Source organism: Nocardia sp. FDAARGOS_372, assembly GCF_002554515.1.
GTDB lineage: Bacteria > Actinomycetota > Actinomycetes > Mycobacteriales > Mycobacteriaceae > Nocardia > Nocardia farcinica.
On the sequence record NZ_PDDW01000001.1, the window covers coordinates 5,775,329 to 5,797,111 of the forward strand.

Annotated in this window: 16 protein-coding genes and 1 tRNA gene; 7 read left to right on the top strand and 10 right to left on the bottom strand. The window is 72.1% G+C overall.

From position 1 onward, the window contains the following. Nucleotides 1–22: 22 nt before the first annotated feature. Entirely contained in the window at nt 23–1,204 is a 1,182-nt protein-coding gene (locus tag CRM89_RS26875) for a PLP-dependent aminotransferase family protein (RefSeq protein ID WP_098086603.1), read from the top strand. Between the two features lie 164 nt (nt 1,205–1,368). Here the strand turns inward: CRM89_RS26875 and glpK are convergent, their stop codons facing one another. Next, nucleotides 1,369–2,868 carry a glycerol kinase GlpK gene (glpK, locus tag CRM89_RS26880; protein ID WP_098086604.1) on the bottom strand — a complete coding sequence of 500 codons (1,500 nt, stop codon included), beginning with the start codon at nt 2,866–2,868 and terminating at the stop codon, nt 1,369–1,371. A gap of 343 nt (nt 2,869–3,211) precedes the next feature. Between glpK and CRM89_RS26885 the strand changes: the two genes are divergently transcribed. Next, nucleotides 3,212–4,945, top strand: coding sequence for a glycerol-3-phosphate dehydrogenase/oxidase (locus tag CRM89_RS26885; RefSeq protein ID WP_011207502.1), 1,734 nt, complete (start codon nt 3,212–3,214; stop codon nt 4,943–4,945). 3 nt (nt 4,946–4,948) lie between these two features. Here the strand turns inward: CRM89_RS26885 and CRM89_RS26890 are convergent, their stop codons facing one another. The 3 genes from CRM89_RS26890 to CRM89_RS26895 form a co-directional block, all read right to left on the bottom strand. Next, entirely contained in the window at nt 4,949–5,521 is a 573-nt protein-coding gene (locus CRM89_RS26890; protein ID WP_086838500.1) for a TetR/AcrR family transcriptional regulator, read from the bottom strand. A 79-nt stretch (nt 5,522–5,600) separates the two neighbouring features. Then, the gene (locus CRM89_RS31180; protein ID WP_011207504.1) at nt 5,601–5,777 is read right to left on the bottom strand and encodes a hypothetical protein; all 177 of its coding nucleotides are present in this window, start codon (nt 5,775–5,777) and stop codon (nt 5,601–5,603) included. A 105-nt stretch (nt 5,778–5,882) separates the two neighbouring features. Next, nucleotides 5,883–6,425 carry a histidine phosphatase family protein gene (locus CRM89_RS26895; RefSeq protein WP_098086605.1) on the bottom strand — a complete coding sequence of 181 codons (543 nt, stop codon included), beginning with the start codon at nt 6,423–6,425 and terminating at the stop codon, nt 5,883–5,885. Between the two features lie 81 nt (nt 6,426–6,506). Here CRM89_RS26895 and CRM89_RS26900 point away from each other — a divergent pair, with 81 nt between their 5' ends. The 3 genes from CRM89_RS26900 (at nt 6,507) to CRM89_RS26910 (ending at nt 14,098) form a co-directional block, all read left to right on the top strand. Then, nucleotides 6,507–11,261: a DEAD/DEAH box helicase gene (locus CRM89_RS26900; RefSeq protein WP_098087139.1), complete on the top strand. Its 4,755-nt coding sequence runs from the start codon at nt 6,507–6,509 to the stop codon at nt 11,259–11,261. Further along, nucleotides 11,248–12,027: an Fpg/Nei family DNA glycosylase gene (locus CRM89_RS26905; RefSeq protein WP_011207507.1), complete on the top strand. Its 780-nt coding sequence runs from the start codon at nt 11,248–11,250 to the stop codon at nt 12,025–12,027. Before CRM89_RS26900 ends, CRM89_RS26905 begins: the two co-directional genes overlap by 14 nt. Nucleotides 12,028–12,142: 115 nt before the next feature. Then, complete coding sequence (locus CRM89_RS26910) at nt 12,143–14,098, top strand: GMC family oxidoreductase N-terminal domain-containing protein (RefSeq protein ID WP_098086606.1); 1,956 nt, start codon at nt 12,143–12,145, stop codon at nt 14,096–14,098. A 93-nt stretch (nt 14,099–14,191) separates the two neighbouring features. Here CRM89_RS26910 and CRM89_RS26915 read toward each other — a convergent pair whose 3' ends face one another. From CRM89_RS26915 to CRM89_RS26935, 5 genes are all read right to left on the bottom strand, one after another. Continuing rightward, a complete protein-coding gene (locus CRM89_RS26915) occupies nt 14,192–14,563 on the bottom strand; it encodes a DUF742 domain-containing protein (protein WP_060593039.1) in 372 nt (123 codons plus the stop codon). Further along, nucleotides 14,560–14,985, bottom strand: coding sequence for a roadblock/LC7 domain-containing protein (locus CRM89_RS26920; RefSeq protein ID WP_041560690.1), 426 nt, complete (start codon nt 14,983–14,985; stop codon nt 14,560–14,562). The genes CRM89_RS26915 and CRM89_RS26920 overlap by 4 nt, the downstream gene beginning before the upstream one ends. Next, complete coding sequence (locus CRM89_RS26925; RefSeq protein WP_229434901.1) at nt 14,963–17,290, bottom strand: nitrate- and nitrite sensing domain-containing protein; 2,328 nt, start codon at nt 17,288–17,290, stop codon at nt 14,963–14,965. The genes CRM89_RS26920 and CRM89_RS26925 overlap by 23 nt, the downstream gene beginning before the upstream one ends. Before the next feature lie 337 nt (nt 17,291–17,627). Beyond that, nucleotides 17,628–17,701 (bottom strand) — tRNA-Met (locus CRM89_RS26930). 67 nt (nt 17,702–17,768) lie between these two features. Continuing rightward, complete coding sequence (locus CRM89_RS26935) at nt 17,769–19,298, bottom strand: aldehyde dehydrogenase family protein (protein WP_011207512.1); 1,530 nt, start codon at nt 19,296–19,298, stop codon at nt 17,769–17,771. A gap of 130 nt (nt 19,299–19,428) precedes the next feature. Between CRM89_RS26935 and CRM89_RS26940 the strand changes: the two genes are divergently transcribed. Both CRM89_RS26940 and lat read left to right on the top strand, forming a co-directional pair. Then, nucleotides 19,429–19,881 (top strand): Lrp/AsnC family transcriptional regulator, encoded by a 453-nt coding sequence (locus tag CRM89_RS26940; protein ID WP_041559872.1) that lies wholly within the window; start codon nt 19,429–19,431, stop codon nt 19,879–19,881. A gap of 64 nt (nt 19,882–19,945) precedes the next feature. Further along, nucleotides 19,946–21,295, top strand: a complete 1,350-nt coding sequence (gene lat, locus CRM89_RS26945; RefSeq protein ID WP_011207514.1) for an L-lysine 6-transaminase — start codon at nt 19,946–19,948, stop codon at nt 21,293–21,295. Nucleotides 21,296–21,298: 3 nt separating this feature from the next. Here the strand turns inward: lat and CRM89_RS26950 are convergent, their stop codons facing one another. Next, nucleotides 21,299–21,637: a hypothetical protein gene (locus CRM89_RS26950; RefSeq protein ID WP_060593036.1), complete on the bottom strand. Its 339-nt coding sequence runs from the start codon at nt 21,635–21,637 to the stop codon at nt 21,299–21,301. Nucleotides 21,638–21,783 lie beyond the last annotated feature (146 nt).

Here is a 21,783-nt window from a genome sequence, read left to right on the forward strand (position 1 = left end):
CGTGCCGTTCCCGGAGGTTTCGATGTCGTCGACCCTGCCACCGCTGGCCGGTAAGCTCGGCGGACTCACCAGCTCGGCGATCCGTGACCTGCTGAAACTCACCGCCGACGCCGACATCGTGAGCCTCGCCGGCGGCCTGCCCGACGCCGAGCTGATGCCGCGGGAACGCATCGCGGCCGCCGCCGACGCGGCCCTGCGCGGCCCCGGCTGTCTCCAGTACACCGAATCGCCGGGGTGGGGGCCGTTGCGGGAGGTGCTGGCCGCACGCGAGTCCGCCCGGCTGGGCCGGACCGTGCCCGTGGCGGAGGTGTTCGTCACGCACGGCTCGCAGCAGGCGCTGTCGCTGCTGGCGGAGGTGTTGCTCGACCCGGGCGCCCTGGTCGTGGTCGAAGACCCGGCCTACGTGGGCGCGCTCCAGGTGTTCCGCGCCGCCGGTGCCCGCATCGTCGCCGTGCCGCTGGACGCCGAGGGCATGCGGGTGGACGTGCTGCGCGAGCTGCTCGGACGCGGCGAGCGACCCGCCGTGGTGCACACGGTGAGCAATTTCCACAACCCGGGCGGGGTCACCATGAGCCCGGCCCGCCGCCGCGAACTCGCGGAACTGGCCCAGACACACGGCTTCTGGGTGATCGAAGACGATCCCTACGGCGAACTCTGGTTCGACCGGCCCGCACCGGCGCCGGTGGCGAGCCACGCCCCCACCGTGATCCGGCTGTCCAGCGCCTCGAAGATCATCGCGCCCACCCTGCGAGTCGGCTGGATGGTCGCGCCGGACCCGGTGTGCCGGGCGGTCGAGCTGCTCAAACAGGGCGCCGACCTGTGCGGTTCGGCGCTGACCCAGCAGATCGCCGCCGAGCTGCTGGCCGACACCACCTGGCTAACCGGCCACGTGGACCGGGTGCGCGCGGTCTACGGCGCCCGGGCCACCGCCCTGGTGCACGCGGTGCGGGAGACCTTCGGTGAGCGCATCGTCTGCACCGATGCCGCGGGCGGCATGTTCGTGTGGGCCGACTTCACCGACGGCACCGACACCGGACAGATGCTGCCGCGCGCCCTCGAAGCCGGTGTCGCGTACGTCCCCGGCCAGGCCTTCGCGGTGAGCGAGGGATACCGCGGCTCCCTGCGGATGTGCTTCACCACCTCCGAAGCGCCGGTGCTCGGCGACGCGGTGCAGCGCCTGGCGAAAGCCCACGCGGCGGGCTGACCCGGCTCAGGCTGTATCTATCGTGCCTGTGCCGGGGCGCCCTTCGTGGTGATGCTGCGCTGCCGCCTGCGGGCGCTGACCCGGCTCAGGCTGTATCTATCGTGCCTGTGCCGGGGCGCCCTTCGTGGTGATGCTGCGCTGCCGCCTCCGGGCGCTGACCCGGCTCAGTCGGTCCAGTTGTAGGTGCGTTCCACCGCCTTGTTCCAGGCGGCCAGGTGGGTGGCGCGGTCCTGGTCGCTCATCGTCGGGCGCCAGGTGGTGTCGGCGGCCCAGTTGGCGCGGATGTCGTCGGTGCCCGACCAGTAGCCGACGGCGAGGCCGGCGGCGTAGGCGGCGCCGAGCGCGGTGGTCTCGGCGACCACCGGGCGCACCACCGGCACGTCGAGGATGTCGGACTGGAACTGCATGAGCAGATCGTTGGCCGTCATGCCGCCGTCCACCTTCAACGTCGTCAATTCCAGGTCGAGCTGCTGGGATTCGGCGTCGGCGCGCATGGCGTCGACCACCTCGCGGGTCTGGAAGGCGGTGGATTCGAGCACCGCGCGGGCCAGGTGCGCCTTGGTGACGAACCGGGTGAGGCCCGCGATCACCCCGCGCGCGTCCGGACGCCAGCGCGGGGCGAACAGGCCGGAGAAGGCGGGCACGATGTAGGCGCCGCCGTTGTCGTCGACACTGCGCGCGAGCGGTTCGATCTCGTCGGCGGAGGAGATCAGGCCGAGGTTGTCGCGCAGCCACTGCACCAGCGACCCGGTGACGGCGATCGAGCCCTCCAGGGCGTAGACGGCGGGCTGGTCGTCGAGCCGGTAGCACACCGTGGTGAGCAGGCCGTGTTTGCTGAACACCGGCGTGGTCCCGGTGTTGAGGAGCATGAAATTGCCGGTGCCGTAGGTGTTCTTGGCCTCACCGGGCGACAGGCAGGCCTGGCCGAAGGTGGCGGCCTGCTGGTCACCGAGGATGCCCGCCACCGCGACACCGGCCAGCGGGCCCGCGGTGATCTCGCCGTAGACCTCCGAGGAGCTGCGGATCTCCGGCAGCATGGCGGGGGGCACCCCGAAGTCGGCGCAGATGTCCTCGTCCCACCGCTGGGTGCGCAGATCCATGAGCATGGTGCGCGAGGCGTTGGTGACGTCGGTGATGTGTGCGCCGGTGAGGTTCCACAGCAGCCAGCTGTCCATCGTGCCGAAGCACAACTCACCGGCCTCCGCGCGCTCCCGCGCATCCGGGACGTGGTCGAGGATCCAGCGCAGCTTGGGTCCGGCGAAGTAGGTCGACAGCGGCAGGCCGGTGCGGTCCTGGTAGCGGGTCGGCCCCTGCGCGCCGCCGAGTTCGCCGACGAGGCGGTCGGTGCGGGTGTCCTGCCAGACGATGGCGTGGTGGATGGGCTTGCCGGTGGCGCGCTCCCAGACCAGCGTGGTCTCGCGCTGATTGGTGATACCGACGGCGGCGATGTCGGCGGCGCTCAGCTCGAGGGTCCGCATCGCCTCGGCGAGGACGAGTTCGGTGTTGCGCCAGATGGTTTCCGCGTCGTGCTCCACCCAGCCCGGGCGCGGGAAGATCTGCTCGTGCTCGCGCTGGGCCAGGCCGAGCACGCGACCGCCGTGGTCGAAGACGATGCACCTGGTCGAGGTCGTGCCTTGATCGAGGGCGGCCACATAGCGACGCATGGCAGCAGGATACGCAACGGCGAGCCCGCCGGGGATCACATCGCGACCGCCGCCCGCCGGGACTAAGCTCCGTAGTTACCGGCGAGTAGTCCGTGTCGACGCGGGGACGACCGCGTGCGGCCGGGGTAGCTCGTGGATTGCCTGAGCCGGTCAGCGGCCGGAGGTGGCCGCGGAGTGTGACCACGGAGGCCGCCCCGGCTCGGGCAGATGGGCACAGCCTGAGCGGTTCGTCGCCCGGCGGCGGACGCGGAGTGCGACCCCGCGGGGCGTACCGCTCGGGTGACCGGGGAATTGCTTAGCCTGTAGGGAAGCGCTCGCAGACCAGTCGGCTGGAGGAGTCGAGATGACCAAGAGACCGCAATCGCAGTGCCTCGGCCCCGAGCAGCGCCGCACGGCCTGGGAGCGACTCGGCAAGGAGCATTTCGACGTGGTCGTCGTGGGCGGCGGCGTGGTCGGCGCGGGCATCGCGCTGGACGCGGCCACCCGCGGCCTGGACGTGGCGCTGGTGGAGGCACGTGACCTCGCCTCCGGCACGTCGAGCCGCTCGTCGAAGATGTTCCACGGCGGCCTGCGCTATCTCGAGCAGTTGGAATTCGGCCTGGTGCGCGAGGCGCTGCGCGAGCGCGAGCTGGCGCTGTCGACGCTCTCGCCGCACCTGGTGAAGCCGCTGCGGTTCCTCTACCCGCTGACCCATCGCGGCTGGGAGCGGCCGTACGTGGCCTCGGGCCTGGTGCTCTACGACACCATGGGCGGCGCCAAATCCGTTCCAGGGCAACGCCACCTGACCAGGCACGGCGCGCTGCGGCTGGCACCCGGCCTGCGCCGCGACGCGCTGATCGGCGGGGTGAGCTACTACGACACCGTGGTCGACGACGCCCGCCACACCATGACCGTGGCGCGCACCGCCGCCCACTACGGCGCGGTCATCCGCACCTCCACCCAGGTGGTCGGGTTCCTGCGGGAAGCCGACCGGGTGGTCGGGGTGAAGATCCGCGACACCGAGGACGGGCGCACCGGCGAGGTCAGGGCGCACGTGGTGATCAACGCCACGGGGGTGTGGACCGACGAGGTGCAGGCGCTCTCGCAGACCCGCGGCCGGTTCCACGTGCGCGCGTCCAAGGGTGTGCACGTGGTGGTGCCGCGCGACCGGATCGTCAGCGACACCGCGCTGATCCTGCGCACCGCGACCTCGGTGCTGTTCGTCATCCCGTGGGGCGCGCACTGGATCATCGGCACCACCGACACCGACTGGAACCTGGATCTGGCGCACCCGGCCGCCACCAAGGCGGACATCGACTACCTGCTGGACCGGGTGAACCAGGTGCTGGTCACCCCGCTGACCCACGACGACATCACCGGTGTGTACGCCGGGTTGCGCCCGCTGCTGGCCGGGGAGAGCGATTCGACCTCCAAGCTGTCGCGCGAGCACGCCGTGGCCAGGATCGCGCCCGGTCTGGTGGCCATCGCGGGCGGCAAGTACACCACCTACCGGGTGATGGCCTACGACGCGGTCGACGAAGCCGCGCAGGACATCCCGGCGCGGGTGTCGCCCTCGATCACCGAGAAGGTGCCGCTGCTGGGCGCCGACGGCTATTTCGCGCTGGTGAACCAGACCGTGCAACTCGCCGAGATGTACGGCGTGCACCCGTACCGGATCAAGCACCTGCTCGATCGCTACGGCTCGCTGATCGACGAGGTGATGGTGCTGGCCCAGGACCGCCCGGAGCTGTTGCAGCCGATCACCGCCGCACCGTCCTATCTGCGGGTGGAGGCGGTGTACGCCGCGGCGGCCGAGGGTGCGCTGCACCTGGACGACATCCTGGCCCGGCGCACCCGCATCTCCATCGAGTACGCCCACCGCGGCGCGGACTGCGCCGAGGAGGTCGCGCGGCTGGTCGCGCCGGTGCTCGGCTGGGACGAGGCCGAGATCGAGCGCGAGATCGACACCTACCGCTCCCGGGTGGAGGCCGAGGTCCGCTCGCAGACCCAGCCCGACGACGCCTCCGCCGACGCGCTGCGCATCGCCGCGCCCGAGCCGCGCCCGCAGATCCTCGAACCGGTGCCGAGCGAGGGCTGAGACTCAGTCCGGCGCACCCTGTTCGACGCGTACCGCCCAGGCCACCAGGGAGCGCAGGTAGCGCAGCACCACCTCGTCCGGACACGCCGCCGGATCGGCCAGGTGCTGACGCAGCAGTTCCTCGAGCGCGGCGTGCACCAGCCGCTGGGTGGGCCCGTCCGGGTCCACCGGCACCCCCGCGTAGCGGGACAGGTGCCTGGCGCCGATGGCGCGGGCGTAGCGGCGGCCGATCTCGACACGCTCGCGCAGCAGGGCCGGGCCGCCCTCGGGCGGGCTGAGCAGGATGCGCCAGCTGATCGGCGCGGCGTGCAGGTAGGCGAGAATGCCGCGGCCGACCCGGTCGATGTCGGCGTCGGCCCAGTCCACGGTGAGCATGCCGCGCAGGGCGGTCTCGGTCTCGCGTTCGAGCAGCGCGGTGGTGAGTCCGGTCAGATCGCCGAACTGCTGGTAGATCAGTGCCCGCGCGACCCCGGCGATACGGGCGACGCGGTCGATGCCGACGGCGGCGAAGCCTTCGGCGACCACGATGTCGCGGGCGACGTCGAGCAGTTGATCGCGCCGGTCGGCCGCCGACATACGCCGCCGCGGCTCGCCCACGTCCGCTCCTCCCGATCAACTGACGGATTGTCAGTCAATCCGGCGGTGCGGCCGGGCGTCAAGGGTGCGGTGCGACGATCGCGGGCCGCGGGGTCTCGGCGGTGCCGGCCGGCGTGGGCAGTTGCAGCAGGGCATAGCTGAACAGCGCGGTCGCGGCGCAGCAGAGGACGGCGACGAGCAGCCTGGTGGCTACCGCGAGGATCGGCGGCCCGGCGGTGCGCGGTCGGCGCGGCATGGTCGTTCTCCCGGGGATCGGCGGGTTCGGCGCGCGGTGGACGGCGCCGTTCGATCTGTCGCGCGCGGCGGCCGGGTTGTTAGCAAACGTAAGGCAACGGGATGGTCAGGGGAGCCGGAGGCTCCAGCGGCCGCGGTGACGCAGGCGCACCACGGCACCGGGGCCTACGTCCAGGCGCCAGAACGCGGCGGGCGGCGCGTCCAGCGCGACCACCAGGGCAGCCCGGATCACCGCCGGATGCGTGACCGCGACGGTGGATCGCCCCGAGTCGGCCACGTCCGCGAGCCACCGGCCGGTCCGGGCGAGCACGTCGAGCACCGATTCGCCGCCGTGACCGCGGAATTCCGGGTCGCTCAGCCAGTCCCGCAGGTGCTCCTCGGGGATCGCGGCCAGGTCCGCGCCCCGCCAGGCACCCGCGTCCAGGTCGCGCAGCCGCTCGTCGACCGTGGCGGTGAGGCCGAGCAGTTCGGCGGTTTCCAAGGCCCGGCGTTCCGGCGCGGTGAGTACCGTCGCGGCGCGCGACGGCCGGCGCCCGGCCAGTGCGTTGCGGCCGCCCTCGGTGAGCGGCTCGTCGGCGGGGAAGCGGGCGGCGCGCATCGCCTCGGTCATGCCGTGGCCGACCAGGTCGAGTCCGAGCACCGTACGCACGCACCGAAGCGTACGGGCACTCGCGCGGCGGCGCGGGTCGGCGGCGGCGGGCCTGTCGGTGCGCGGGTGCACACTGAACTCATGGTCTCGTTCTCCACCGCGGTGTTCTCCCGCGCGACCCAGGAGTGGTTCGACGGCGCCTTCCCCGCGCCGACCTCGGCCCAGCTGGGCGCGTGGCAGGCCATCGCGGCCGGGGAACACACCCTGGTGGTGGCGCCGACCGGCTCGGGCAAGACCCTCTCGGCGTTCCTGTGGGCCATCGACGAACTCGCCGCCACCGCGCCGGACCCGGACGCGCCAGGCGGCACCACCGTGCTCTACATCTCCCCGCTCAAGGCGCTGGCCGTGGACGTCGAGCGCAACCTCCGCGCGCCGCTGGTCGGCATCACCCAGACCGCCAAGCGGCTCGGGCTCGACCCGCCCGAGATCACCGTCGGCGTGCGCTCCGGCGACACCCCCGCCGCGGCCCGGCGCAGTATGCAACGCACCCCGCCCGACATCCTGATCACCACGCCGGAGTCGCTGTTCCTCATGCTGACCTCGGCGGCGCGGGAGACGCTGCGCACGGTACGCACCGTCATCGTCGACGAGGTGCACGCCATCGCCGGTTCCAAGCGGGGCGCGCACCTGGCCCTGTCGCTGGCCCGGCTGGACATGCTGACCGAACGGCCGGTGCAGCGGATCGGGCTCTCGGCGACGGTCCGTCCGGCCGAGGAGGTGGGCCGGTTCCTGGTGGGCGCGGCGCCGATCACGATCGTCTCCCCGCCCGCCCCGAAGACCTTCGACCTCACCGTGCGGGTGCCGGTGCCGGACATGACCGAGCCGGGCGAGTCCGACCAGCCGGGCTCGATCTGGCCGCACGTGGACGAGGCCATCGTGGATCTGGTGCTGGCGCACCGCTCCTCAATCGTGTTCGCCAATTCGCGCAGGCTCGCCGAGCGGCTCACCGCCCGGCTCAACGAGGCCTGCGCCGCGCGCGTCGGTGACCCGGTGTCCACCTCGCACGCTCCGCCCGCGCAACTCGGTCCGTCCACCGAGGTGATCCACGGCGCCGAGCAGTTGCTCGCGCGCGCCCATCACGGCTCGGTGAGCAAGGAGCAGCGCGCCCTCATCGAGGACGATCTCAAGAGCGGGCGGCTGCGCTGCGTGGTGGCCACCAGCAGCCTGGAACTCGGTATCGACATGGGCGCGGTCGACCTCGTCGTGCAGGTGGAGGCGCCGCCGTCGGTGGCGAGCGGGCTGCAGCGGATCGGCCGGGCCGGGCACCAGGTCGGCGAGATCTCGCGCGGTGTGCTGTTCCCGAAGCACCGCACCGACGTCATCCACTGCGCGGTCGCCGCCGAACGGATGGTCACCGGCCGCATCGAGGCACTGCGCATTCCCGCGCACCCGCTCGACATCCTGGCCCAGCAGACCGTGGCGGTCTGCGCGCTCGAACCGATCGACGTCGACGCCTGGTTCGACGCGGTGCGCGCCACCGGCAGCTTCGCCACCCTGCCGCGGTCGGCCTACGAGTCGGTGCTCGATCTGCTCTCCGGCCGCTACCCCTCCGACGAATTCGCCGAGCTGCGGCCCCGCCTGGTGTGGGACCGGGACGCGGGCACGCTCACCGGGCGGCCCGGCGCGCAGCGGCTGGCGGTCACGTCCGGCGGCGCCATCCCCGATCGCGGCATGTTCGCGGTGTACATGGTGGGGGAGAAGAACACCCGGGTCGGCGAACTCGACGAGGAGATGGTCTACGAGTCGCGGGTGGGCGATGTGTTCGCCCTCGGCGCGACCAGCTGGCGCATCGAGGAGATCACCTTCGACCGGGTGCTGGTCACCCCGGCGTTCGGGCAGCCGGGCCGGTTGCCGTTCTGGCACGGTGACGGGCTGGGCCGTCCCGCCGAATTGGGCGCCGCGCTGGGTGAATTCGTGCGCAAGGCCGCCAAACAGACCGCGAACCGGGCGGACGCCGCCGCCGACACCGACCTCGGCGGGTTGCTGGCCGGGGCCGGCCTGGACGCCAACGCCGCCGCGAATCTCGTTGCGCTGCTGGACGATCAGCGCGCGGCCACCGGGCAACTGCCCACCGACAAGACACTGGTGGTGGAGCGGTTCCGGGACGAACTCGGGGACTGGCGGTTGGTGCTGCACTCCCCGTTCGGGCTGCCGGTGCACGCGCCGTGGGCGCTGGCGGTCGGGGCGCGGCTGCGCGAGCGCTTCGGCGTCGACGCCGCGCCGAACGCCTCCGACGACGGCATCGTGGTGCGGCTGCCCGACACCACCGACGATCCGCCGGGCGCGGAGTTGTTCGTCTTCGAACCCGACGAGATCGACGACCTGGTCACCGAACAGGTCGGCGGTTCGGCGCTGTTCGCCTCCCGGTTCCGGGAATGCGCGGCGCGGGCGCTGCTGCTGCCGCGCCGCGACCCGGGCAAGCGCGCGCCGCTGTGGCAGCAGCGGCAGCGCTCGGCGCAGCTGCTCGACGTGGCCCGCAAGTTCCCCGACTTCCCGATCCTGCTCGAGACCGTCCGCGAATGCCTGCGCGACGTCTACGACCTGCCCGCCCTGCGGGATCTGCTCGGCCGGGTCGCGCGCAGGCAGGTGCGCTTGGTGGAGGTGGAGACCGCCACGCCCTCGCCGTTCGCGAACGCGCTGCTGTTCGACTACATCGGCCAGTTCATGTACGAGGGCGACAGTCCGCTGGCCGAGCGCCGCGCCGCCGCCCTGTCCCTGGATTCCGGCCTGCTCGCCGAACTGCTCGGCCGGGTGGAACTGCGCGAACTGCTCGACACCGCCGTGCTCGAACAGACCGAACGCGAACTCCAACGTCTCACCCCCGAACGCCGCGCCCGCGACGCCGAGGGCCTGGCCGACCTGCTGCGGCTGCTCGGCCCGCTGACGCCGGAGGAAGCGGGGCAGCGGTGCGTGCGCGGGCGAGCCGACGAGGTCGCCGACACCGGGCTACCGGAGGCCGATCCGTCCGTCGCCGCGGCGACGACGCGGTCCGCGGACGGTGCGCCGGACGGGTCGATGGCCGGCGCCGAACCGGAGCCGTCGGAGTTCCCGGCGGACGACGGGACCGGCCCCCATCACCGCTGGTTCGCCGAACTGGTCGCCGCCCGGCGCGCCCTCGAGGTGAGTTTCGCCGGCCGGACCTGGTGGGCCGCGGTCGAAGACGCGTCCCGGCTGCGCGACGCGCTCGGCGTGCCCTTGCCGATCGGCACCCCCGCCGCGTTCATCGAGCCGGTGGCCGATCCGCTCGGCGATCTCGTCGGCCGCTATGCCCGCACGCACGCCCCGTTCGGCCTCGACGCGGTGGCGCGGCGCTTCGGGATCGGACCGGCGGTGGCCGCCACCGCGCTGCACCGCCTCGTGACCGAAAAACGTGTCGTGGAGGGCGAATTCACGCCGGGCGCGAGCGGCCGGGAGTGGTGTGACACCCAGGTGTTACGGCGGCTGCGGCGCCGTTCGCTGGCGGCGGCACGGCACGAGGTCGAGCCGGTCGCCACCGCGGCGTTCGGCCGGTTCCTGCCCGCGTGGCAGCACGTGGGCACCGGGGAGCTGCGCGGCGTCGACGGCGTCGCCACGGTGGTGGAACAACTGGCCGGGGTGCCCGCGCCCGCCTCGGCGTGGGAATCGCTGATCCTGCCCGCCCGGGTGCGCGACTACACCCCCGCCATGCTCGACGAGTTGACGGCCACCGGCGAGGTGATCTGGTCCGGGCACGGCGCCATCACCGCCAAGGACGGCTGGATCGCCCTGCACCTGGCCGAGCAGGCGCCGTTCACACTGCCCCCGCCCGACGACATCGAACTCTCCGAGACCCACCTACGGCTGCTGGCGGCGCTCGGCGCGACGCCCGCCCCGCGCGCCGGCGCCGACGGCCCGGTGCCGTTGCCGCCGGTCCTGCACGGCGGCGGCGCCTACTTCTTCCGTCAGCTCAGCGATGCCACCGGCCTGCTCGACGACACCGCCGTCGCCGCGGCGCTGTGGGAGCTGGTGTGGGCCGGGCTGGTCGCCGGGGACACCTTCGCCCCGGTGCGCGCGCTGCTGTCGGGCACCACCCGCACCACCACCGCGCACCGCACCCCGCGCCGCGCCCCCCGTGGCCGCGCCTACCTGCCACGTCCCAGCCTGCCGACGCGCACCGGCCCGCCCGCCGTGGCCGGGCGCTGGTCGCTGCTGCCCGAGCGGGTCACCGACAACACCGTGCGCGCGCACGCCACCGCCGACATCCTGCTCGAGCGCTACGGCGTGCTCACCAGGGGCTCGGTGCAGAACGAGGGCGTGCCGGGCGGCTTCGCGCTGATGTACCGGGTGCTCACCGAGTTCGAGGATCGCGGCCGCTGCCGCCGCGGCTACTTCGTCGACTCGCTGGGCGGCGCCCAGTTCTCCACCACCGACGTGGTGGATCGGCTGCGCTCCCACGACACCGACCGCGGCAGGCCGGACGATCGTGCCCCCGCGCCGAGCGGTCTGGTGCTGGCGGCCTGCGACCCCGCCAACCCGTACGGGGCGGCACTGCCCTGGCCCAAGAACGAGGGGGAGGGTGGGCACCGGCCCGGCCGCAAGGCGGGCGCGCTGGTCGTGCTCGTCGGCGGTGAGCTCGTGCTGTACCTGGAACGCGGTGGCAAGACGCTGCTCACCTTCACCACCGACCCCACCGCCCGCCGGGCCGCCGCGACCGCCCTGGCGGAGGTCGTGTTCCACGGCCGCGTCGATGCGCTGGTGATCGACCGCATCGACGGGGAAACCGTGCACGGCAACACCTTCGCCGCCTTCCTCACCGACGCCGGTTTCGCCGACACCCCGCGCGGCCTGCGCCTGCGGAGCACCCATGCCCGAAGGTGACACCGTCTTCCGCGCCGCCCACCGGCTGCACCTGGCGCTGGCCGGAAAGACGCTGGTGCGCAGCGACTTCCGGGTGCCCCGCTATGCCACGGTCGACCTGGTGGGCGAGCGGGTGGAGGAGGTGACCAGCTACGGCAAGCACCTGTTCATCCGCACCGCCGACGCCAGCATCCACACCCATCTGAAGATGGAGGGCGTGTGGCGCACCTATTGCGTCGGCGAGCGCTGGACCCGTCCGCGGGTACAGGCCAGGGTGGTGCTCACCACCGACGACACCGAGGCGGTCGGCTTCGCCCTCGGCAAGGTCGAGGTGCTGCGCCGCGCCGACGAACACACCGTGATCGACCACCTGGGCCCCGACCTGCTCGGCCCGGACTGGGACCCGGCCGAGGCCGAACGGCGGCTGGCGAGCGTGCCCGAGCGGCCGATCGGACTCGCGCTGCTCGACCAGCGCAACCTGGCCGGCATCGGCAACATCTACCGCAGCGAGATCTGTTTCCTGCGCCGCGTCCACCCCGCCACCCCGGTCGCCGCGGTACCGGATCTGCCCGCGGTCGTCAGCGAGGCACATCGCGTGCTCGGCGCCGCCGCGCACCAGCCGCCGTGGCGGCCGATGGTCTACGGACGCACCGGCCTGCCTTGCCGCCGCTGCGGCACCCGCATCCAGGCGCGCCCGCTCGGCGAACCCACCCCGGTCTCCGACCGCATCGTGCAACGCGAACGAGGAATCTTCTTCTGTCCGCGCTGCCAACCGACCGGCGAGTAACCAGAAAACTCCGCTTTACTCCGGTAATTCACCGGAGTAGGTTTCAGGTCGTTCTGATCTATGTGAGCCGCAATTCATGTTGCGTTGCCACACCACGGCCTTGGAGTCACACCCTATGGAGCTCTCGGCAAAGCAGCGCGCGGCGCTCGAGCTGATCTGCGACACCTTCGCCCCCGGAGACGGGCTCGCGCTACCGTCGGCCACCCAACTCGGCGTGCCCGACGTCATGCTGCGCATGCTCGGCCGCGACCCGAACGAGGCGGCGGGCAAGCAGTTGGCGACCCTGCTCGGCATCTGGGACACGCCACTGCTCGGGCTGCTCGCGGGTGCGGGGCCGCGCCCGTTCTCCCGGCGCTCGCCCGCCGAACGCGAGCAGCTGCTGCTGAAGCTCGGCGCCTCCCGGCTGGGCGTCAAACGGGCCCTGTTCCAGGCGCTCAAGCAGGGCTCGCTGCTGTCCTACTACGTCACGCCCGGGCCGGACGGCTTCAATCCCCTGTGGAAGGAGATGGGCTATCCCGGTCCGCCCGGACAGCTCGCCGCCGCGCCGAGGCCCGCGCTCGACCCGCTGCGCTGCACCGCGCCCACCACGCTGGACTGCGACGTCGTCGTGGTCGGTTCCGGCGCGGGCGGCGGCACCGCGGCCGCGGTGCTGGCCGAAGCCGGCCTGGACGTGGTCGTGCTCGAGCGCGGCGACTACTACGACGACGCCGACTTCGGCAACGGCGAACTCGACGCCCTCACCCGCCTCTACGCGCCCGGCCCGAACGCCACCGCCGAGGGTCAGCTGACCCTCGTCTCGGGCACCTGCCTGGGCGGCGGCACGGTCGTCAACTGGAGCACCTCGCTGCGGACGCCGGATTCGGTGCGCGCGGAATGGGCGAGCCTCGGTGCCACCCAGTTCGCCGAGGACGAGTTCGGCGCGGCCCTGGACGCCGTCGAGCGGCGGTTGTCGGTCACCTACGACAAGTCGCCGATCTCGCGGCGCGACAGCGTGCTCGAGCGTGGCGTGCGCGCGCTCGGCTGGGACATCGGTCCGCTGCCCCGCAATGTCACCGACGCCTGCGACGCGGGCGAGGAGTGCGGGCGCTGCGGCTACGGCTGCCGGGTCGGCGCCAAGCAGTCGGTGACCAAGACCTGGCTGGCCGACGCCGCCGCCCGCGGTGCGCGGCTGGTGGTCGGCGCCGACGTGCGCCGCATCGTCGTGCGCGGCGGCACGGCCGAGGGCGTCGTCGCGGTCACCGACAACGGCGCGGAGCTGACCGTGCGGGCCAAGGCGGTGGTGGTGTCGGGTGGCGCGATCCAGACCCCGGCGCTGCTGCGCCGATCCGGCCTGCGTAACAAGAACATCGGCGCGCACCTGCGGCTGCACCCGGCCTCGGCGGTGTTCGGCACCTTCGAGGAGGAGGTGCGCCCCTGGGAGGGCGGCCTGCAGACGCGGATCTCGCGTAAGCACGCCGATCTCGACGGCGCGGGCTACGGCGTCATCTACGAGACCGGGCCGATGCATCCCGGCATGCTGGTCGGCTTCATGAACTGGCGCGGCGGCGCCGAACACCGCCGCGCCATGCTCGATCTCGCGCACACCGCCGCCATCGGTGTCATCACCCGCGACCGCGACAGCGGCCGGGTGGAGGTGGACAAGGCGGGCCACCCGATCGTGCACTACACGATCTCCGATCGCGACCGCGACCACCTCCACACCGGAATCCTCGGTGCGGCAAGCATTCTGGAGGCCGCCGGGGCGAAGAAGATCTTCTCCGGCCATCAGGCGGGCCCGGTCTACCAGCCGGGCGTGCGCGGGTCGCACGCGGAGTTCGCGGCGGCCTGCCAGGCGGCGGGCTACCGGCCCGGCCGGTGCGGCATGGCGGCGCTGCACATCATGGGCTCGGCCCGGATGGGCGGCAGCCGCGACACCTGCGCCCTGGATCCGGACGGCGCGACCTGGGAGGTGCCCAATGTCGTCGTCGCCGACGCCTCGTGCTTCCCGACCTCGTCGGGGGTGAACCCGATGGTGTCGATCGAGGCGATCGCCTACATGAACGCCACCCGCCTCGCCGCGCGCTTGTCCTGAACGACAGGCGGTGGCCGGTTCCCGGAGGGATCGGCCACCGTCGTGCCGAGGTCGACCGGCCCGCCGCGATGACCGCCCCTGCTGGGAGCAGCGTCAGAGTGCCTGGATGCCGCGCAACACCGCCCGCAGCGTGCCCAGGTCGCGTGGTCCGGCGTCCGGGGTCGGCTCGGGCGCCCGGAAGTCGAGCAGACCGTCGTCGATGAGATCGCCGACCAGCACCTTCGTCGTGGTCAGCGGCAGATGCAGCTGCGCGGCGAGTTCGGCGATGGATTGCACCGTGCGGCTGAGCCGCAGGATCTCCGCGTACTCGGGTTCGGTCCGGCGCAACGTCCCCGACCCCGAGTACACCACGAGCGTGAGCATGTTCAGGTCCGGACGAGCGTCCGACCGTCCGCGGGTGACCGCGTACAGCCGGACGAGCGGACCCGCCTCGTCGTCGAACCAGGACTCACGCCGGTTGTTCATGGCTGCCGCATACCGACCTCATCGAAGGGATGAGGCCGTGGGTCGACGGACAGATGCGCGCCGACGCGCTGCACCGTCTGGTTCATCTCGTAGGCGACCATGCCCATGTTCGCCGACTCGGAGGTGAGCACGGCCAGGCAGGCGTTGTCGCCCGCGGCGGTGATGAACAAGACGGCTCGGTCCAGCTCCACCACCGTCTGGCACACCCCACCCGCCTCGAAGTGCACGCCCGCGCTGCGGGCCACGCCGTGCAGGGTGGAGGCCATCGCGCAGAAGCGCTCGGCATCGGAGCGGTCGATCTTGGTGCTGTGCCCGAGCAGCAGGCCGTCGGTGGACAGCACCACGGCGTAGCGGACATCGGGCAGCCGCTCGATGAGATCGTCGAGCAACCAGTCGAGGCTACGGGGCTTGGAAATCGTCACCAGCACCTTCTTCGTGATCGGACGCCGTGGGCGTGGAGTCGACGTCGACGCGGTTCAGCCTGCCCTGCCGGGTGCCGTTCTCGATCGCCGACATGAGATTGCGCGCCTGTTCGGCGGTGCGCGGTCGCGCCGTGGTCGGGGCGGCCGGTGCGCTCGCCGTCATCGGCTGGGTGGCGGCGGGCGACTGGCGCCGCCGCCGCGGCAGCGCCGGACGCGCCGCCGGTGCGGCCGGAGCCGCGGATTCGACCGCGGACCCGGTGGTGGCCACCGCGCTCACGGTCGTCACCGGCGGGACGAACCCGTTGAACGAGCCCTTGCTCATCAGGTTCGTCGGCGGCATCGTCGTGGTGGTCGACGCGGCCGCCGGCACCTGGGCCGGTTCCCGGCCGGTGGACAGCAGCTGGGTGGGCACCAGCACGATCGCCTTGACCCCGCCGTAGTCGGATTCGGTCAGTCGGACCGAGATGCCGTGGCGCGACGCCAGTTTCGCGACGACGAACAGGCCGAGGCGGGCGTCGCCGGACAGCGCCGCGACGCTGAAGTCCGGCGGCTCGGCCAGCAGCGCGTTGCGCTCGGCCAGCTCCGCCTCGGACATCCCGAGGCCCTGATCGGTGATCTCGAGCGCCAGGCCCTTGCCCACCAGGTTGCCCGAGACCTCGACCCGCGATTCCGGTGGCGAGAACGCGGTCGCGTTGTCGGTGAGCTCGGCGATGAGGTGGATCAGGTCGGCCACCACATTGCCGAGGATGCGGACCTCGGGCAGCTTGCCGGTCTGGATGCGGGTGTAGTCGAGGCTCTCGGCCACGGCGCTGCGGACCAACTCCACCAGCGGCACCGGGTTGCGCCACTTGCGGCCCGGCTGCTCGCCGCCCAGGATCACCAGGTTCTCGGCGTTGCGGCGGGAGCGCGTGGCCAGATGGTCGAGCTGGAACAGCAGGTCGAGCCGGTCGGGATCCTCTTCCTCGCGCTCGGCCTTGTCCAGCAGCACCAGCTGCCGGTGCACCATCACCTGGCTGCGGTGGGCGATGTTGAGGAACACCGCGTTCACGCCCGCCCGGGTCTTGGCTTCGGCGACCGCGGCCGCCACCGCGGCGGCGTGGGCGCGGTTGAACGCGTCGGCGACTTGGCCGATCTCGTCACCGCCGAAGTTCAGCGGCGCCATGTCGTCGGGCTGGACCTCCTTGCCCGCGCTGAGCTGGCGGATGGTCTCGGGCAGTCGCTCGTCGGCCAGCTGCAGGGTCTCCCGGCGCAGCCTGCGCATCCGGCCGACGAACCGGTTGGCCAGCAACATGGCCGCGACGAACGCGAGCAGGGTCAGCGCGGCTACACCGGCGCCCGCCCACGACGAGCCGGTCGCCTGATCGTCGCCGATGGCCTTGGCCAAGGCGTGCGAGTCGCGGCTCTGGTCCTCCCACAGCTTCAGCAGCTGCGCGGTGACGGCGTCGGCGGCGTGCTCCCAGTCCTCCGCGGTGAGCGGCAACTCGACGTCGTCGGTGGCGCTGCCGGAACCGGTGGTGGATCCGCTGCCGGAACCACTGCCGGTGCGGGCGGTGCTGTCCTCGGGTAGTACCGGGCCGCGCTGGATGAAGGCGTCCTCCATGGCGGTGAGCCGTTGCCAGTCCGGACCGGCGACGATCGCCTTGGCCTGCTCGAGCCGCGGCCCGGTGAGCACCGCGGTGACGTAGCCGACCTCACCGCGGGCATCGCCGACATAGCGGCTGAATTCGGTGAGCTGCCCCGGCGGCAACTGCTCGGTGAGCAGCGCCGTGACGCCGAGCGCGCCCGCGCGCGACACGGCCTCTCCGGCGCGCAGCGCGTGCACGGCCTTGTAGAGACCGACGGAGACCTCGGCACTCGGCGCGACCTCGGCGGCCAGCAGGGAGGCCTGCACGATGGTGTCGATCACCAGCCCGAAGGCGGCGAAGACCTGCGCGGCGGGCACGGCGCGCGCGTCGATGCCGCTGCGCAACTGCGGAAGTTGTTGATACAGCTGGTCGTAGCTGTCGATGTCGTCGACGACGTCGCCGCGCAGCTTCTTGGCCGCCTCGCCGTTGGCGAACAGGCCGTCGATCGCGGCGTCGGAATTGCGGCGGGCCGCGGCCAGGCTCTCGGTGCCCCGCGGGTCGCCGGACAGATGCAGCATCGAGGCCCGCCGCTCCTCCTGCATCGCCTCGATCATCCGGATGGCCGGTTCGGTGGTCGAGGCCGCGACGTCGGCGAAGTCCTTCGCCTTGCGGCCGTCCTGAACGAGATACACGGCGCCGCCGATGCCGATCGCCAGCAGCGCCACGCTCGGAATGAGCACGATGGCCAGCAAACGGGTTCTGACTCCGATGGGTCCGCGGAAACGTGCGCGAGAACTCGGCTTCAGCACATCGGTCGGTAATACGCGCTTGATACTGCTGCTGATCACCGATCTTGCCTACTTCTGGGCAGTGAACGCCCTTTGCGGATTTGGGCGTAACACTATCCAGTGCGGGAGGGGGCCGCAACCAATTCGTGATCCGAAATGCCCGATCCGGCAAGCCCGCTCGGCAATTCCGCGCGCGTGCCGAGTTATTCGGATCCGCTACCGCCGGAGGCGTCGAAATGCCGCCGGGAAAAGCGGAAGGCTCCCGGAGAATCTCCGGGAGCCTTCGTAGTAGCGGGGACAGGATTTGAACCTGCGACCTCTGGGTTATGAGCCCAGCGAGCTACCGAGCTGCTCCACCCCGCGTCGGTGTGGAACCAACCCTACACACAGCCGGTGGTGCATGCCTAATCGCCTGGTCGGCGGGCGGTTCTCAGCCGAACTCGACGCCCTGGGCCAGCGGTAGCTCGGTGGAGTAGTTGATCGTGTTGGTGGCCCGGCGCATGTAGGCCTTCCAGGCGTCGGACCCGGATTCCCGGCCGCCGCCGGTGTGCTTCTCGCCGCCGAACGCGCCGCCGATCTCCGCCCCGGAGGTGCCGATGTTGACATTGGCGATGCCGCAGTCGGATCCGTCCGCGGCCAGGAAACGTTCGGCCTCGCGCTGATCGGTGGTGAACACCGCCGAGGACAGGCCCTGCGGCACCCCGTTGTGCAGCCGCACCGCGTGCTCGAAATCCCGATAGGTGAGCACGTACAGGATCGGGGCGAACGTCTCCTCCCGCACGATCGCGGTCTGCGCGGGCATCCGCACGATGGCGGGGCGCACATAGAACGCGTCGGCACCGAACCCGGGCACCCGCTCACCGCCGAACACCAGTTCGCCGCCGTCGGCCAGCGCGCGGTCGAGGGCGGCGCGCATGTCGCGGTAGGCGCCCGCGCCGATGAGCGGGCCGACCAGCACGCCGTCCTCGCGCGGATCGCCGACCGCGAGGCTGCGGTAGGCCCGGGTCAGCCGGTCCAGCAGCGGCCCGACGACGTCGACGTGCGCGATCAGGCGGCGCAGCGTGGTGCACCGCTGACCGGCCGTGCCCGCGGCGGCGAAGACGATCCCGCGCGCGGCCAGCTCCAGATCCGCCGACGGCGTGACGATCGCCCCGTTGTTGCCGCCGAGTTCGAGCAGGCAGCGCCCGAACCGGGCGGCCACCCGCGGCGCCACGGCGCGGCCCATCCGCACCGAGCCGGTCGCGCTCACCAGCGCCACCCGCTCGTCGTCCACCAGCACCGCGCCGACCGCCGCGTCGCCCTGGATCAGCTGGTGCACCTCGGGATCGGCGCCCACGTCGGCGGCGGCGCGGCGCAGCAGGGTGTGGCAGGCCAGCGCCGTGAGCGGAGTGGTCTCCGAGGGCTTCCAGACCACCGTGTCACCGCACACCAGCGCGATCGCGGTGTTCCACGACCACACCGCGACCGGGAAGTTGAACGCCGAGATCACCCCGACCACGCCGAGCGGATGCCAGGTCTCCATCAACCGGTGCCCGGGCCGCTCCGACGGCATGGTGCGTCCGTAGAGCTGGCGCGCGAGGCCGACGGCGAACTCGCAGATGTCGATCATCTCCTGCACCTCGCCCAGCGCCTCCGCGCGGATCTTGCCCGCCTCCAGCGTCACCAGCCGGGCCAGGTCCGCCTTGTGCGCGACCAGCAGCTCGGCCAGCCGGCGCACGACGGCGGCCCGGACCGGCGCGGGCACGGTCCGCCAGCGCTGGAACGCCGCGCTCGCGCGCTCGACGGCGGCCTGTGCCTCGGCCGGGGTGTCGGCGGGCAGGGTGAGCAGCCGCTCGCCGGTGATCGGCGTGCGGGCGACCAGGTCGCCCGGCGGCGGCATGTCGACGCCGAGGGCGCGCAGGACGGCGGCGGCCTCGTCGCCGAGGTCGGTGCGGGCGGCGGTGCCGAGGGTGTCTGTCATCGGTTGTTCCCCTTCGTCTTCGGGCCGGTGCGGCGGTTCCGATCCCGCCGCGCCGGGTGGGCCGGCATCGCGGCGGTGATCGCGGACAAGTTCTCGACACGGGTCGCGTCGGCTGGGTTAGCCTTCGCTGATGGCGGATACACCGGCAAAACCCGTACTCGACGACATCGATCGCCTGCTGATTCGTGAACTGATGGCCGATGGTCGCGCCACCCTGTCGAATCTGGCCGAGAAGGCGAGTCTGTCGGTCTCCGCCGTGCAGTCGAGGGTGCGCAGGCTGGAGGCACGCGGGGTGATCCGCGGCTACACCGCCAAGGTCGATCCGGAAGCGCTGGGGCAGTTGCTCTCGGCATTCGTCGCCATCACTCCTCTCGACCCGTCGCAGCCCGACGACGCGCCCGCCGTGCTGCAACACATCCCCGGCATCGAGGCCTGCCATTCGGTGGCCGGTGACGAGAGCTACGTCCTGCTGGTCCGGGTGGCCTCGCCGCGGCATCTGGAGCAGCTGCTGCAGGAGATCAGGGCCACCGCGAACGTTCGCACCCGCAGCACCATCATCCTGCAGACATTCTACGACAGGTAGTCGTTGGATGTAATTTGTCCGTTAAGTCATGGAGTTTGCCTGAATATTTTCGTACCCTACGGGTGTGACCCTCGAACTGGACCGCACCTCATCCGGTGCCGAGAACGCGCAGGACGTCCCCGCGACCCGGGTGCACGACGTGCTGTCCGCGCATCTGCTCGCCGACGGGTTCCCGCTCGTGCTGGATCTGCGCGCGTCGCGGGGCTGCCTGCTGGTGGACGCCCGTGACGGCAGCACCTACCTCGACATGTTCGGCTTCTTCGCCTCCAACGCGCTGGGCATGAATCACCCAGCGCTGGCGGACGATTCGCTGTTCCGTGCGGAACTGGCCACCGCCGCGGTGAACAAGCCGAGCAACTCCGACGTCTACACCGTCGAGATGGCGCGCTTCGTGGCCACCTTCGCGCGCGTGCTCGGTGATCCACGGTTGCCGCACCTGTTCTTCATCGACGGCGGCGCGCTCGCGGTGGAGAACGCGCTCAAGGTCGCCTTCGACTGGAAGAGCAGGCACAACGAAAGCCGCGGCAGGCCGGCCGATCTGGGCACCAAGGTGCTGCACCTGACCGGTGCCTTCCACGGCCGCACCGGCTACACGATGTCGCTGACCAACACCGAGCCGGTCAAGACCGCGCGCTTTCCGAAGTTCGACTGGCCACGCATCGACACCCCCTACCTGGCGCCTGGCCGCGACATCGAGGCCGCCGAGGCCGCCGCCCTGGCCCAGGCACGGCGCGCCTTCGCCGAGAACCCGCACGACATCGCCTGTTTCATCGCCGAACCGATCCAGGGCGAAGGCGGCGACCGGCACCTGCGCCCGGAGTTCCTGCGGGCGATGCAGCGGCTGTGTCACGAACACGACGCGCTGGTCGTGCTCGACGAGGTGCAGACCGGCGCGGGCGGCACCGGAACAGCCTGGGCCTACCAGCAACTGGGCCTCGCGCCGGACGTCGTCGCCTTCGGCAAGAAGACCCAGGTGTGCGGGATCATGGCGGGCGGGCGGGTGGACGAGGTGCCCGAGAACGTCTTCGCGGTCAGCTCTCGGCTCAACTCCACCTGGGGCGGCAACCTCACCGACATGGTGCGGGCCCGCCGGATCCTCGAGGTACTCGAGCGCGACCGGCTGATCGAGGCGTCTCGCCCGCTCGGCGCCCACCTGCTGAGCAGGCTCACCGACCTGGCCGCCGCGCATCCGGCGGTCGACGACCCGCGCGGACGCGGCCTGATGTGCGCGATCACGCTCGCCTCCACCGAACTGCGCGACGCCGTGGTGACCGCGCTGCGCGACCGCGAGCACGTGCTGATCCTCGGTACCGGTACCCGGGGCATCCGGTTCCGGCCGCCGCTCACGGTCACCGTCGAGCAGCTCGACCGCGCCGTCGACGCCCTCGACCGGGTCCTGACCGAGCTGGCCTGAGACTCAGGCGGTGCGCAGGCCGAGCGCCCCCTCGGCGAACCGGGCCACGGCCGTGCGGGCCGCCGCCAGGGCGGGTTCCTGCCCGGCGCGGGCCCAGCCGGTGATCTCCGCGGTGCCGTCGGCACCCGGGGTGAGCACGATCTCGGCCATCAGCTCGGCGGTGGTCGGCTCGCAGACCGCCCACGAATAGCGGGTCTCTTCGGCCCAGTCGGCGGCGCGCCGCGCCACGTGCTCCGGGTCGGTGATGCCGCCCTCGGCCAGGGCGGGCCGGTCATCGATGCGCTCGTCGGCCCGCAACGCCCGCAGGTACCAGGTGCCCGCGTTGATCTCGATCGGTTCCATCACGTCTCCCACATCGACAACCCGCTGCCCCGCTCAGGCGAGAGCCAGTACAGCCTAGTGGGGGTCTGCGAACTCACACTGCTGGGCGTTTCCGGGTCCGGGTACGCTCCAGGTACGGCTCGGCCCGGTGAACTCGGTGACGTGGA